Origin of the sequence: Lysinibacillus sp. NPDC095746 (assembly GCF_044763535.1) — a bacterium.
In the GTDB taxonomy this organism is placed as follows: Bacteria; Bacillota; Bacilli; order Bacillales_A; family Planococcaceae; genus Lysinibacillus.
This window is the reverse complement of sequence record NZ_JBIWGL010000003.1, coordinates 199282-214675: the sequence shown is the minus strand read 5'-3', so window position 1 is coordinate 214675 and position 15394 is coordinate 199282. Positions and strand designations below refer to the sequence as shown.

Below are 15394 nucleotides of genomic sequence, written 5' to 3'. Positions count from 1 at the left end.
ATTATAAGAAAATCGTGTGTTAATTATTTTCAAAATAAAATTCACGGGGGGATAAACAATGAAAAAATCAGCATTATGGGCTTTCATGCTAATGCTAGTAACAGCTTTGTTTTTAGCAGCGTGTAATAGCGACAACTCGACAACTGACAAAGATAAGGAAAAAGATAAAGGTGATTCCACAAAGACTAGTGAAACAGCAAAAAATAATGTTGTAACTTTCGGTACTGACCAAGCGCCTGAAGGTGTATTTGATCCAGCATTTAATGGAAGTATTGTAGATAGTTATATTCAAAATTTCACAATGGATGGTATTTATGATGTAAATGATGACTTAGAATATGTTCCTAATTTAGCAACTTGGGAAATTAGTGAGGATAAATTAACTTATACGTTTTCCTTTAAGAAAGGTGTAAAGTGGCACAATGGTGAAGAGTTAACAGTTGATGACTGGGTATTTGCATTAGAGACAATAGCTAATAAGGATTACGATGGTCCACGATTCAATTATGTTGAAAATATTAAAGGGGCAAAAGCAAAAAAAGCAGGGAAAGCTGACAAAATCGAAGGGATCGAAGTTGTTGATCCATATACTGTGAAAATTACTTTTGACAAAGTGAAAGTAAATAATTTAGAAAATCTTTGGTCTTATCCAATGCCAAAGAAACATTATGAAGGTATTGCTGTTAAAGATTTAAGCGAGTCGAAACAAGTTCGTGAAAATCCTGTTGGCGTAGGACCGTTTAAAGTGAAAAAGGTTGTAGACGGTGAATATTCTGAATTAGAGCGTTTTGATGATTACTGGAAGGGCAAGCCGCAGCTTGATGGGGTGATTGTAAAAGTAATTGACCCATCATTGGCAGCTGGTGCGTTCCAAAACGGAGAAATTGACATTATGGATATTAGACCACAAGCTGTGAAAGAATTGTCAGCATTGAAAAATGTACGTATTGAAGAAACGAATGGTGTAAGTTACTCGTATATCGGTCTTCGTTTTGGTCATCGTGATAAAGCTACTCTTAAAAATGTAGCAGATTTTGATAAGTTTAAATCAAAAGAATTGCGCCAAGCACTATTATACGCAATTAACCGTCCAGCAATGATCGATGCTTTCTTAGAAGGAAAAGCTGAAGTTGCGAATACTGTGGTTCCACGTGCCTTCTGGACTGCTGCAGAGGAATCTGACTTAAATCAATATGCACACAATCCAGAAAAGGCTAAAGAGCTTCTTAAGTCTGCAGGTTATGTAGATATTAATGGTGATGGCTTTGTAGAAGATCCTAAAGGAAAGCCATTTAAAATTTTATTTGGTCACTATGCTGGTCCTGCTGCCTTTGAAGGTCGCTCTCAAGCGATTATTCAAGCTTGGAATGATATCGGAGTGAAAACTGAGCAAGCAACTGGTACTTTAATCGAGTTTAACTTATATAATGATATGAAAAAAAATGATGATGTTGCATTAGAAGCATTCTTCGGTACTTGGAGTACAGGTGCAGATCCTGACCCATCTGGATTATGGGGGAACGATGCAGAATGGAACTTCGGTCGCTATATAGATGCTAAAAACCAAAAATTATTAGATCAAGGCTTAAGTGAAGAAGCATTTGACAAAGATAAGCGTAAGCAAATTTATGTGGAATGGCAAAAATACTTCAATGAAGAATTACCAGCCCTACCATTATGGGAAGGCTTAGATTTATATGGCATTAATAATCGACTACAAGGTGTTCATATTAACGCTGTTGGTTTCCAAACAGATGTCTATAAATGGTATGTTGAGGAATAAATTGTAAACTATTAAGCCTACTAACTAGGCCACCTTCATGAATTGGGCCTAGTTAGTAAATTTCTAGATAAGGAGACGTCACATGCTTCAATACACACTTAGAAGATTTCTTAGCATGATTCCATTGTTACTCCTTATTTCTGTGGTGGTGTTCTTTTTAGCGAAAATGATGCCAGGAGATCCATTTGCTGGTGAAATCAATCCTTCTAATACGAATCCACAATACATTGAAGAAATGAGAGAAAAATTAGGCTATAATGACCCGATTATCGTGCAATATGGTAGGTGGGTCGGTAAATTTATACAAGGGGATTTCGGGAAATCTACAGTTTATAAAAAACCGGCTGCAGAGATTATTGCTCAGCGAATACCAAATACAATATTTTTAGCGTTAACATCATTAGTTTTTACGTACTTTTTTGCATTTCTTATGGGAATGTATGCAGGAAGAAAACCTTATACACTCGGTGATAATTTAATTGCAACTTATAATTATTTAGCTTTAGCCATTCCATCGTTTGTTGCAGGGATTGTTGCTATTTATTTCTTTTCCTTTAAGCTAGGATGGTTTCCTTTCAATGGTTCCGTAGGTGTAGGTATAGGGGAAGGAACTTGGGCGTACTACATGAGTAGGATGCACCATGTTTTGTTACCTGCACTTATTTTAGGATTAATGGGAACGGCGTCCTATACACAATTTTTACGAAATGACATTATTGAAAATAGTAGGAAAGATTTTGTAAGAACAGCGAGAGCAAAGGGAACAAAAGAGTCGAAAATATATAACAAACATATTTTACGGAATTCTATTATTCCAATAATTACGTATCTAGGTTTTGATATTGCCACATTAATTAGTGGTGCGGTAATAACAGAAACCATCTTTACTTATCCGGGGATAGGCGCACTCTTTTTAGAATCTGTTGGACGTAGAGATTATGCGGTCATGATGTCGATAACAATGTTACTTTCGTTTTTAACACTTTTTGGAAATTTGGTGGCGGATATATTATATGGTGTTGTAGATCCGCGTATTAGACTAGATTAAGGAGGGGAAAATATGACATTGGTAACTGATCAAGAAGTTTTATCGCCAAAGACACCGAAAAAAAGCCCCTCGCCATGGGTGATAGCGAGACGAAAGTTTGTTAAAAATAAATTAGCGATGATTAGTCTAATTTTTTTACTAATCGTTATCGTTGTATCGTTTTTAGCTCCTTATATTACAACAAAAGATATTGTACGTGTCGACTTTATGAAAATTAGTCTACCTCCATCAAGCGAGCATTGGCTAGGAACAGATACGAATGGACGAGATGTTTTTACTAGAATGCTCTACGCTGGTAGATCATCTTTAACAGTTGGATTAGGCTGTATGATTTTTATTGTGATGATCGGTACATCTGTTGGTGCTATTTCAGGGTATTTTGGAGGGAAAATAGATCAAATGTTAATGCGATTTACTGATTTCGTATTAATGTTTCCATTTTTAGTTTTCTGTATTGTTTTAAATACTATACTTTCAGGAAAAATATCCGGTCTATGGACATTAATAATTGTTATATCACTTTTAATGTGGGGAAGCGTTGCAAGAATAGTACGAAGTAGGGTTTTAACTGAAAAGGAAAATGAGTATATATTAGCTGCTCAGTCAATTGGCTGTAAACCATCAAAAATAATCATTAAGCACTTATTGCCTAACGTTGCATCGACGATTATTGTACAGGCAACATTATTGATGGCGGTAACAATTGTTGCGGAATCGAGTTTAAGTTTTTTAGGCCTTGGGGTTCCGGCTGATACACCTAGCTGGGGCAATATGCTATCTGAGGCTAGAAACTCAGATGTACTAAAGGATAAGCTTTGGATGTGGGTACCACCTGCAACGGCTATCACGCTAGTTATTTTGTCTATCAACTTTATTGGAGAAGGATTAAAAGATGCTTTAAATCCAAAATCAAGAAGGTAATAGACAAGCTTGATTTGTTTTAGCAGAAAATAAAGCACCTTTAAAAGTAATAAATTCTCACTTTTAAAGGTGTTAAATTTTTATTTACGTGAATGGCATAAAAAAAGATGAAAATCCATCCAGTAATAAATAAAGGATGGATTTATAAGTTTTTATCGATTAGCAATCCAAGTTTTCACAAGGTCTGCAGTACCATAAACGTAATGCTGATCGCCAACTTCGTGATATGTTGCGCTATCGTCAACCTCTGTATGCTTGTACGGTATACGTTGACGGCGTTTTTCTGACATTGGGTCAGGAAGTGGGATCGCAGATAATAATGATTTTGTATACGGATGAACAGGGTGATTGTATATATCATCTGCTTTACCGATTTCCATGATTTTACCACGGTACATAACAGCGATACGGTCACTGATATACTTAACCATTGATAAGTCATGGGCAATGAAAAGATATGTTAATCCACGTTCTTTTTGCAGTTGTTTTAATAAGTTTACAACTTGTGCTTGAATTGACACGTCAAGTGCAGAAATAGGTTCATCGGCGATAATAAACTTAGGATCTAAGCTTAGCGCACGAGCAATTCCAATACGTTGACGCTGACCGCCAGAGAATTCGTGAGCATAACGGTTTGCGTGCTCTTTGTTTAAGCCAACAGCCTCTAGCAGTTGATTTACTTTTTCACGACGCTCCTTTTTATCCTTGTAAAGACCGTGAATCGTAAAGCCTTCACTAATGATTTCTCCGGCTGTCATACGAGGATTTAATGAAGCGTATGGATCCTGGAAAATCATTTGCATTTGACGATTAAATTTCTTTAAGTCATTTTTAGATTTTTTCCCATGGACGTTCTCGCCATCGAAAATAATTTCCCCATCTGTAATGTCGTACAGGCGAATAATGGAACGACCAGTTGTCGATTTACCACAGCCTGATTCTCCTACAAGACCGAGTGTTTCACCTTCATAGACATCGAAGCTAATACCGTCAACTGCTTTAATAGGGTTACTTGCTGAACCGAAATGCTGCTTTAAATTTTTAATTTCAAGAACTTTTTTTGCGCCTGTTTTAGTCATTTGATTGTGCCTCCTTTGCTAAATATCCTTCAATACGTTTAGCAACCTCATCTGGAAGCGGAATTTTTGGTGCATCAGGATGCATCAACCAAGTTTTTGCAAAGTGCGTTTCACTTACTTGGAACATCGGAGGCTCTTGCTCGTAGTCAATAGCCATTGCAAACTCGTTACGAGCGGCAAACGCATCGCCCTTTGGAGGGTTCGTAAGATCTGGTGGTGAACCAGGAATCGTGCGTAATAGCTCATCCGTATCGTTATCTAAGTCTGGCATTGAACCAAGCAGACCCCATGTATATGGATGCTTAGGATTATAGAAAATATCATTAACAGTACCATATTCAACGATTTGACCTGCATACATAACTGCAACTCGGTCGGCAATGTTCGCCACGACACCTAAATCGTGGGTAATGAAAATGATCGATGTTTTCGAATTTTTTTGGATTTCTTTCATTAGCTCTAAAATTTGCGCTTGAATGGTAACGTCTAAAGCTGTTGTTGGTTCATCGGCAATTAGAAGCTTAGGATCAGCTGCGAGTGCGATGGCAATAACAACACGTTGGCGCATACCGCCTGAAAATTCATGCGGGTATTGGTTATAACGTTTTTCAGGGAAGGGGATACCTACCTGCGTTAAAAGTTCGATTGCCCGTTTTTTAGCATCAGCTTTTGATACTTTTTTATGTTGTAAAATAACTTCAGTTATTTGACGTCCGACCTTCATCGTCGGGTTTAAGCTTGTCATTGGATCTTGGAAAATCATTGCAATTTCATTTCCGCGTATTTTTGACATTTCCTTATCACTTAAAGCAACTAAATCACGACCGTTAAATAAAATCTGTCCTGACTCATAAATACCAGGTGGCTGTGGAATTAGTTTCATTAATGCGTTACTCGTAACACTCTTACCAGAACCTGATTCACCAACGATTGCTAGTGTTTCACCTTCTTTTAAGTCAAAGTTTACACCACGAACAGCGTGAACTAGTCCTGCATACGTTTTAAAGTTTATTTTTAAATCTTTTACTTCTAAAATGGTTTTACTCATATTCGGCCACCTCCTTATTTACGTAGTTTTGGATCTAATGCATCACGTAAGCCGTCACCAACTGCGTTAAACGCAAAGATTGTTAGTGAAATGAACAGTGCAGGGAATATTAAACGCCAAGGAGCATTGGCAATCGCGCCATTTCCATCAGATGCCATTGTTCCCCAAGAGGCTTGTGGGGCAGGAACCCCAAGTCCTAAATAACTAAGGAAAGACTCAGTAAAAATAGCAGTTGGCACTGTTAATGTCATGGATACTAAAATCGCACCAAGTGCATTTGGCACTAAATGTTTGATAATTAAATGTCCTGTTCTTGCGCCCAATGTACGAGCCGCTAAAACATACTCTTGATTTTTAATAGATAATACTTCACCACGTACAATACGGGCCATATTGATCCAACCTGTAATGGATAATGCAATAATCATTGGAAAAATACCTTGTTCTAATACTACTAAAAGTACGATTACTACTAAAAGGTAAGGTACTGCTGTTAAAACATCGGCAATACGCATCATAATATTGTCAACACGACCGCCTGCTAAACCAGAAATACTTCCCCATAATACACCAATGATCAAGTCTATGATTGCCGCAGCAAACCCGATGAATAAAGAAATACGAGCGCCAGCCCATATGCGAACGAAAATATCTCGACCTAAATCATCTGTACCAAACCAAAATTCTGATGATGGTGGGGCATTAAAAGCACCTAATTGATCGCTATAGTGGTATTGTGACAACATTGGTACAAAGGTAGCCATTAAAACAATAATTATTAAAGCAATTAAGCCAAAAATGGCCATTTTATTATGGGAAAAACGGATAAATACTTCCTTCCAAAAAGAGACAGATTTATCAGTTAATTTTTCGGTTGCTTCATGATTTCCGCCAACAATTTTAAATTTATCTTTTTCGATTTGTTGCTGTGTCATTACTTTTTCGCTCCTTTCAGTCTAATTCGCGGATCGATCACGCTATATAAAATATCTACGATGAATACCGCAAATAAAAGAATGATTGCGTAGAACACGGTTGTCCCCATAATAACAGTATAATCACGGTTCGTAATACTTTGCACAAAGTGCTTACCTAATCCAGGAACCGCAAAAATTGACTCTACAATGAAGCTACCTGTAACAACAGCAGCTGTTAATGGACCTAAATAAGTAACGACTGGTAAGAGGGCGTTTCGTAAAGTATGGCGGAAGACGATTGTCCATTTACCTATACCTTTTGCACGAGCCATTTTTACGTAATCACTATTATTTTGATCGAGCATACTTGAACGTACTAGTTTAGCAATAAAGCCCATATGCGATAATGCAATAGCTAAGGCTGGCAATATACTATAAGCAAAGCCTTTCCATCCACTTATTGGGAATAATTGGAGCTTGTAAGCAAGGAAATACTGCATAAGTCCAGCTAATATAAAAGATGGAACGGAAATTCCGAGCACCGCAAAGGTCGTTGCCAAATAATCTGGCCACCTATTATGATAAAGCGCAGCAATTACACCGATTAATACACCAAATCCAATTGCTAGCAGCATCGCTTCAATTCCTAAAGTTAACGATACAGGGAAGCCATCCGCAATCATATCATTTGTAGAACGCGCTTTATATTTCATAGATTCACCGAAATTAAAAGTGGCCGCATCGATTAAATAATCTTTGTACTGAATATACCAAGGGTTATTTAATCCATACGTTTCGTTTAACTTTGCCTCTATTTGAGGAGGTAAATTACGTTCAGATGCAAATGGGTTACCAGGAGCAAGACGCAATAGGAAAAACGTAGCCGTTACGATGACGAAAAGCGCGAGAAGTATATACATCAGCCTTTTCAAAATATATTTAATCACATAAAACTCCTCCTTCTATTTGTCAATTTTCTGACAAATAAGTGCCTTCGTATTTTAAAAAGAGCTGACTCGCGCCGCAAGGGCTACGAGGCAGCTCTCCGCTTAGAGCTTAAAAGAAATTATTATTTAATCTTTACGTATTTAAGGTGAATATCACCAGTTGGATTTGGATCTAAGTTTTCAATACCTTTTTTAACTACTGACAAGTTAGTGTAGTAGTAAATAGGTGCAACTGGGAATTCTGTCATAATAATTGCTTCGGCTTGTTTTAAATAATCAAGACGTTTAGCTTCGTCTACCTCAGCAACTGCTTTGTCCAATAATTTTTTGTACTCAGCATTTTCCCAACCTGTTTGGTTGTTACCATTTTTAGCTGTATCGAACTGTTCAAGGAATGTATATGGATCAAGATAATCAGCTACCCAGCCCATACGACCAATTTGATAGTCACCAGTTTTTAATTTGTCAATATAAACTTGCCATTCTGAGTTATCTAACTGAGATGAAATACCAAGTTTTTTGCTCCATTCTTCTTGAATATATTGAGCGATTGCTGCATGCGCTTCAGAAGTGTTGAATGAAATATTCACTTTAATATCTTTAGCGTCTTTAATACCAAGTTCTTTCATCCCTGCTTCAAGAGCAGCTTTTGCTGCAGCAACATCATTATCTTTGAAGTAACCACGGTCTTCTGTAAAGTTAGGAACTGCTACCGGAATCATACCTGTAGCCGGTTTTTGTTCACCTTTAGTTACGTTGTCAATTAATGTTTGACGATCGATTGCTAGAGCAAGAGCTTTACGGATATTTGCATTGTTCATAATTTTGTCTTTTGTATTGAATTTATACCAATAAATACTTGCTTGGTCCTTGATTCTTAAAGAACCATCTTTTTTGAAGCCATCAATTGCATTAAGATCTACTGTTTGGAATGGTGCACCAATATAGTCAAGTGAGCCAGATTTAAAGTTAGTAGCAACAGTTGGTTCTTTTTCAATCATAGCAATATTTACAGTATCAACATCAACATTTGAAGCATCCCAATAATCTTCAAATTTTGTAAGAGTGATAGAAGCGTCATGTTGCCAATCGCTTAATTTATAAGGACCATTTGTTACGTAATTTTCACCTGCGTCTGCGTACCATTGTTTATTAGCTTCAGTCACTTTTTTGTTAACTGGTAAATAAGTTTTGAATCCTGTTAATTCTAGGAAATACGGAGTTGGGTTTTCTAAAGTTACGACTAAAGTTTTGTCATCTTCAGCTTTGACACCAACGTCATCAGCAGAACCGCCATTTTGGTGGTAAGCTTGAGCCCCTTTAATTGGGTAGAAAATAGAAGAATACGCAGAAAGGTTATCTGGATTTAATGCCCATTTCCAAGCATATTCAAAATCGCCAGCTACAACTTGATCGCCATTTGACCATTTTGCATCACGTAAATGGAAAGTGTAAGTCTTTTTATCAGGACTGATTTCCCACTTTTCAGCCATACCTGGAGTAGGCTTACCTTCAGCGTCTGACACAGTTAGACCCTCGAAAACATTAATTAAGATTGCACTAGATGTAGTATCTTCTGCAAGTCCTGGGTTTAAAGATGGTGGTTCTGAAGTAATTGCTAAGTTAAGCTCCTTAGATTTTGAACCAGAATCTTTACTGCCGTCTGAAGATGAAGAATTATCAGACTTTTCACCACCGAAGCCACATGCAGCCAGTACTAATGAGAATACTGCAAGGACAGTTAATAATAAAAACTTTTTGTTTTTATTCATGTAAATCCCCCTTATACAATTTTAAGCCTTCTATGAAGCTCTTATTTAATATACCAAAAAAATCATTGTGTACAAAATAAAAAATATTCGAATTTATATAGTATTATCTGACATTTTTGAAGATAATAACTTTTTCTGATTCACCACTTTAAATCAAGAAAGCGCTTACATGATAAAAAAATGATATTTATTTGGTCAATACATCAAAAATAGAATAAAAATAAAAAAGTGACATACTATATCGAAAATTCTTATTGTTCAGATAACGCTATTGTTATTTGAAAAATGAGTCTAAAGTCATATGTGGAATATTTAAGGAATTTGTGTAGAATTGTAGAAAATCATTGTAAAAAAGAGTGATTTAGATTCCTAGAAACGTATTTTTTGTAATTTATTTTCTCGAAGAATGAATATTTTTATCTATTAATGATATATAAGAAACTTGTTTTGTATTTATCTAAGATTAACCAGTATAAAAGAGAAGAAAGAAAAATTAGAGTAAAATGTGCCTCTCTTAAAGAATAAATATCGGGTATTTAGTAAAATATGTTTTTTTGAAATAATTTACACATTACTTGAATATACAATGTTGTATAAAATCAATGCATAGAATTAATTATATAAATGTAGGATTTTGCATGCAATAAATGGAAAAGCACGTTTATTTTTGATGTTGTTTTATGGAGAAATTCAATTGTCTTGCTTAGGAGGAAAGCTCCTACATAAAGTTACTATCCGTTATGTAGCTAGAACTTAAAGAGCAGAAATATTTGCATGGTCTATTTTACCATATATAACTAACTAAATGGTAGTCTTCCTAAAAATAAACAGTGAAGTTGCGATTAACGGTCGTTAAAGGCGAAAGCTTTCTTATGCGTATGAAGGATTATTAGCCCGTATATGAGGGGAGTCTCCTAACTATGGTAGCGTTGCACATTCGATATTAGAAATGTAGTGCATTTCGATGAAAGAAATGCTCTGCTTAAATGAATCAATTATGCCGAGGCAGCTTTTCATCTCTACGATAAGCTCACCATAGAGATAACGAGACGTATCTCCACAACATACTGAATTACGAATAAATCTAATAATTAAAGAGTTTGTCTACAGTTTGAGAGGCTAGGAAGGTACAATGAAAAATAACATTAGTAAAGCGCGAGAAATCAACATTTCTAAAATGGATTTCTCGCGCTTTTTAGGTTTTAAGCAGTTATGTCCCAGCTTCAATCTTTAGGACTGTTTTTTTAGTTGTAAAATGACAGCTTCATCTGGATCGATGTATACAGTCTTTTGTTCAAAGTAAATAACAAACCCAGGTTTAGCGCCATTTGGCTTTTTTACTTGACGTATTTCTGTGTAATCTACTGGAACAGAGGAAGAGTTTCTTGCTTTTGAAAAATAGGCAGCAAGTGTTGCAGCTTCTCGTAATGTCGTTTCGTCAGGTTCACTTGTATGGATGACAACATGTGAGCCTGGAATATCCTTCGTATGCAACCAAATATCCGTGCGTTTAGCAATTTTAAATGTAAGCATGTCATTTTGTTTGTTATTTTTACCAACCGAAATCGCTACACCTGTTGACGAGACGTAACGTTCAGGCTCAGGCTTCGCTTGTTTTTTCTTTTTTCGTGCATGACGTAATTTCAAGTAACCTTGTTCTGCTAATTCTTCGCGAATTTCTTCGATATCTCCAGGAGCAGCTTGTTGTACTTGCTGAGCAAGCATTTCGAAATAGGCAATTTCCTCTTTCGTTTTTTCTAACTGTTCTTGAACCATAATAAGGGCATTTTTTGCTTTTGTGTATTTTGTGTAATAGCTTTGAGCATTTTCAACAGGTGTTTTACGTTCACTCACTGGAATGGTGATTTTTTCATCTCCGGTGTCACTATAATAGTTAGTGACAGTTACTTCCTTTTCACCTCTTTCAAACGAATAAATATTTGCCATCAGTAATTCTCCATATAATTGGAACTGATCTAGCTTAGATGCGCGTTCGTAGTCTTTATTCAACTTTTTAGTTTTTAACATAAGTTTGTCAATTTCATTTTGTAGCCATCGCTCCAAATCACCAGCCTGCTGTTTGACACGATCACGCTCAGCTCGAGCAAAGAATACACGGTCAAGTAGCTCATGGACATTTGGATAAATCGTTACATCTCCTTGCAAATGTGTTAGCGCGATTGGTGAGAAGTACGTTTTATTATTTGTGTTTACATACATCGGCTTTGTTCCGCCATTATTAAAGGAAGCTATAAAATGTTTAAAGCAATTTACACGATCATCTGTGTCTGTTAATCGGAATAATAATTCCTCAGCATGTATAGGCGAGAAACCAATAAATTGCGAAACTACTTCCTTAGCTGTTTTTGGTTCAGAGAAAAACAGTATAAGCTGTTCGTCGGTTACTGCTAGAGGGTGCCATTTATTCTGTGCGGGCGGTGCGATATAAGGCTGACCAGGTAAAATTGTACGGAAACTATTCACGGAAGGTGGCAAATGCTTTAAGCTGTCGACTATTTTTCCCTGTTCTTTATCTATTAATAACAGATTACTATGACGGCCCATAATTTCAGCATGTAACTCCCTAACAATAGGGTCGCCTATTTCATTTTTACTTTCAATTTCTACTATTATAATTCGATCAAAATCGTGCTGTTTAATAGAAGAAATAAAACCACCCTCTAAATGTTTTCTCAACAGCATGCAAAACATTGGGGGCTCTGCTGGATTTTCTATAGATTGCTCAGTAAGGTGAACACGTGCGTAAGAAGGGTGAATCGAATAAAGTAATTTATGATTACTTCCGTTCGCACGGATATGTAGCACAACTTCCTGAGCGTTTGGTTGATGTATTTTAGTGATCCGACCTGTTACTAATTGTTGAAGGTCGGCTGTCATTGAATAAGTAAATAAGCCATCAAATGCCATATGAATTCCTCTTTCCAAAGATATAAGCATCTTGGTACTTTCGTATTTATTTTTTTAATGGTGCATTCTCATCACTCTGCTGAAGCATAAATGCACTTTATTTATGACTCATCGGCATAATGTGTGGTTGATTTCTGCGCTTTCCTGGGGGAGTCCGATGAGTCGCCAAGCCTCCACTCCAATCAACTTATATGCATGACATACGTATTAGCAAAATGTCATCCTTAAATTCCGCTGAAAAGTCATAATAGACATCATTTGTGAAACATCCGCTGAAAGAAGTTAAAGCCTCTGGCAGATGTCACGAAATCGGAAAGGACGCAATTATGCCGAGGCATAATTGATCAGGGTGTATCGTTTACCTCTTTTATCTTCACAAATTATTTAGATTGCAACTGAATTAATTTGTGAAGAAATATTGATTGATTAGAAAATATTGTTTTGAGCAATTTAAGGGTTTTTTTGTTGATATTTTGCTTAAAAGTGACAATTTTTAGCAGATGTAGTGAAGGGCTACTTGACTCCCGCGGGAAAGCGAGACAGACGAGACCCTGCACGGAGCGACGCTCGCCCGCAGGAAAGCAAGTAGCCCGTAACGGAAATCGGCTTCCCCGATGAGTCGCCTGTTCTTGACTTTAATCATCTTCTAAACATGGCATACATTTTCACAAATGTCATCTCTATACTTTGCTAATGAGTTTTTCCTTATGTTTATCATAGCATTTTTTAGGTGAATATTAAAATATAGCTTCGAATGTGGTAGAATTAGCTTTTGTTCTATTTTCATTTATTGGTTGTCTAACGACCTAGCGACAGCAACAAATGTTTTCTGTAGCGAAAGCAAAGCGACAGCTACAATTTTGCTAAGGCGAAATTGATCTAATTTTTTGCGGAGAGACATCATAAATGACAGAGCTTATGTTATAATAATGCCAGTATGCAAAGAAAGGTGTGACGAACCTTGGTGCGTAGTATGACTGGTTTTGGCAGAGGTGTCACAATAACAACAGACTTTCAATTAACCGTAGAAATGCGCTCGGTCAACCATCGATTTTTAGAAATCAATGCAAAATTCCCGAAAGAATGGCTTGAAGCAGAAATTTTTGCAAAGAAATTAATTTCGCAAGCTTTGTCACGTGGCAAAATTGATGTGATGGTTTATGTTAAGGATTTAGAGAACGTCGAGCAATCTATTGAAATTAATTGGTCATTAATTGAAGCGTATCGTAAGGCAAAAGAGCAATTAGCAAGTAAAGTACCACTAGAAGAAAAATGGACAATGCAAGAGCTATTATCGCTTGAACAAGCACTTGTACAAGAAAAGCCACAGCTTACACCTGAGGATTTACTCTTTGCTGTTGAAAAGGCTATTTCACAAGCACTTGAACAGCTCATTCAAATGCGTGAGCGTGAAGGGCAAGAATTACATGATGTTGTTGTACAATATAAAGAACAGTTAATGGAACAAGTGAACCAGATTCGTTCATGTGCATCTCTTGCTGTAGAAAAATATCGTACACGATTATCGGAACGAATTTCTCAAGTGGCGGATGGAGCGTTGTTAGAAGATCGCCTACTTGCCGAAGTAGCGATATTCGCAGAACGTGTGGACATCACTGAAGAATTGGATCGATTAGATAGTCACTTTAATCAACTGGAAGAAACATTACAAGAAATGATTTCAGTTGGTCGTAAATTAGACTTTTTAATGCAGGAAATACACCGCGAGATCAATACGATTGGTTCCAAAAATCAGTCAACAGAGGCGGCCGTTGCAGTAGTTCAGGCGAAAACAATTTTAGAAAAGATGCGTGAGCAAGTTCAAAATATCGAATAGCTTGCTTTGTATCTGTTATAAATTAAGGGAGATATAGAGAATAAATGATAAAAGAACGTGGATTATTAATTGTTCTGTCTGGCCCATCTGGTGTAGGTAAAGGGACAGTGCGAAAAGAATTATTTTCTCAGCCGAATACGAATTATGAGTATTCCATCTCGATGACAACACGAAATCCTCGCGAAGGTGAAGTAGATGGTGTAGACTATTTTTTCAAGACACGTGAAGAATTTGAAGCGTTGATTGAACAGGGTGGCTTATTGGAGCATGCTGAATTTGTAGGGAATTATTACGGAACACCGTTAGCCTACGTAAATGAAACACTAGATGCAGGACGTGATGTGTTTTTAGAAATTGAAGTGCAAGGTGCTGCACAAATCCGCAAAAAGGCACCAGATGCATTATTTATTTTCTTAGCCCCACCAAGCTTAACGGAATTAAAAGACCGTTTAGTTGGTCGAGGGACGGAAACAGCAGACGTTATTGCGAAGCGTATTGCAACTGCAAGTGAAGAGCTTGAAATGATGAGCCTTTATGATTATGTAGTTGAAAATGATGAAGTGACAAATGCTTGTGATCGTATAAACGCGATTATTAAAGCTGAGCATTGTCGTAGAGAACGTGTTGAAAAAAGATATTTGTCAATGTTGAGAGGAGAATAAACCTATGTTATACCCATCAGTAGATGCATTAAAAAAAGAAATCGATTCAAAATACTCTTTAGTAAGTCTAGCATCTAAACGTGCTCGTCAAATGCAAGAGGAACAAGACACTGAACGTTTACACAAATACGTTTCCCATAAATATGTAGGGAAAGCACTTGAAGAAGTAGCAGCAGGTGTACTTACGAAAGTATCACAGGATGAGTCAACTGTGTACGAAGACGAAATCTAACTTTGATAAGAAAGTTTTTGCTACATCGCTAAATTAATGTTAACTTCTTTCAGCATTTATATCCTGTAACGAAAGCGAAGCGTCAGCTACAGAAGTCTCCCGCCTTTATAGGTGAGATGAATGCCGATTTAAGCTACTTTTCAGCGGATGTCCAAACAACCGCTGAAATAGAGGAACTCAGTCAAGAACGCCACGTCCTGTGGCAACGACTGAGTGACCA

At 36.8% G+C, this 15394-nt stretch carries 12 protein-coding genes; 6 read left to right on the top strand and 6 right to left on the bottom strand.

What is annotated here, in order from left to right:
- The first annotated feature begins 58 nt into the window (after positions 1-58).
- The 3 genes from opp4A (at position 59) to opp4C (ending at position 3752) form a co-directional block, all read left to right on the top strand.
- Positions 59-1783, top strand: coding sequence for an oligopeptide ABC transporter substrate-binding protein (gene opp4A / locus ACIQ7N_RS04070; RefSeq protein ID WP_402930410.1), 1725 nt, complete (start codon positions 59-61; stop codon positions 1781-1783).
- A gap of 82 nt (positions 1784-1865) precedes the next feature.
- The gene (opp4B, locus tag ACIQ7N_RS04065) at positions 1866-2831 is read left to right on the top strand and encodes an oligopeptide ABC transporter permease (RefSeq protein ID WP_132357493.1); all 966 of its coding nucleotides are present in this window, start codon (positions 1866-1868) and stop codon (positions 2829-2831) included.
- A gap of 12 nt (positions 2832-2843) precedes the next feature.
- Positions 2844-3752, top strand: a complete 909-nt coding sequence (gene opp4C / locus ACIQ7N_RS04060) for an oligopeptide ABC transporter permease (protein WP_402930408.1) — start codon at positions 2844-2846, stop codon at positions 3750-3752.
- Between the two features lie 152 nt (positions 3753-3904).
- Here opp4C and ACIQ7N_RS04055 read toward each other — a convergent pair whose 3' ends face one another.
- From ACIQ7N_RS04055 to ACIQ7N_RS04030, 6 genes are all read right to left on the bottom strand, one after another.
- Positions 3905-4831, bottom strand: a complete 927-nt coding sequence (locus ACIQ7N_RS04055) for an ABC transporter ATP-binding protein (RefSeq protein WP_402930407.1) — start codon at positions 4829-4831, stop codon at positions 3905-3907.
- A complete protein-coding gene (locus tag ACIQ7N_RS04050) occupies positions 4824-5879 on the bottom strand; it encodes an ABC transporter ATP-binding protein (protein WP_132357490.1) in 1056 nt (351 codons plus the stop codon). The genes ACIQ7N_RS04055 and ACIQ7N_RS04050 overlap by 8 nt, the downstream gene beginning before the upstream one ends.
- Positions 5880-5893: 14 nt before the next feature.
- Entirely contained in the window at positions 5894-6814 is a 921-nt protein-coding gene (locus ACIQ7N_RS04045) for an ABC transporter permease (protein ID WP_402930406.1), read from the bottom strand.
- Positions 6814-7743 (bottom strand): ABC transporter permease, encoded by a 930-nt coding sequence (locus ACIQ7N_RS04040; protein WP_402930404.1) that lies wholly within the window; start codon positions 7741-7743, stop codon positions 6814-6816. The genes ACIQ7N_RS04045 and ACIQ7N_RS04040 overlap by 1 nt, the downstream gene beginning before the upstream one ends.
- Before the next feature lie 122 nt (positions 7744-7865).
- Positions 7866-9515: a peptide ABC transporter substrate-binding protein gene (locus tag ACIQ7N_RS04035; protein WP_402930403.1), complete on the bottom strand. Its 1650-nt coding sequence runs from the start codon at positions 9513-9515 to the stop codon at positions 7866-7868.
- A gap of 1230 nt (positions 9516-10745) precedes the next feature.
- Positions 10746-12443: an Rqc2 family fibronectin-binding protein gene (locus tag ACIQ7N_RS04030; RefSeq protein WP_402930402.1), complete on the bottom strand. Its 1698-nt coding sequence runs from the start codon at positions 12441-12443 to the stop codon at positions 10746-10748.
- Between the two features lie 961 nt (positions 12444-13404).
- Here ACIQ7N_RS04030 and ACIQ7N_RS04025 point away from each other — a divergent pair.
- The 3 genes from ACIQ7N_RS04025 to rpoZ are packed head-to-tail and all read left to right on the top strand — an operon-like array spanning position 13405 to position 15174.
- Positions 13405-14280, top strand: a complete 876-nt coding sequence (locus ACIQ7N_RS04025; RefSeq protein ID WP_402930401.1) for a YicC/YloC family endoribonuclease — start codon at positions 13405-13407, stop codon at positions 14278-14280.
- Positions 14281-14324: 44 nt separating this feature from the next.
- Positions 14325-14942, top strand: a complete 618-nt coding sequence (gene gmk, locus ACIQ7N_RS04020) for a guanylate kinase (RefSeq protein ID WP_132357484.1) — start codon at positions 14325-14327, stop codon at positions 14940-14942.
- A gap of 4 nt (positions 14943-14946) precedes the next feature.
- On the top strand, positions 14947-15174 hold the full coding sequence (gene rpoZ, locus ACIQ7N_RS04015; RefSeq protein WP_004227380.1) for a DNA-directed RNA polymerase subunit omega: 228 nt from the start codon (positions 14947-14949) through the stop codon (positions 15172-15174).
- Positions 15175-15394 lie beyond the last annotated feature (220 nt).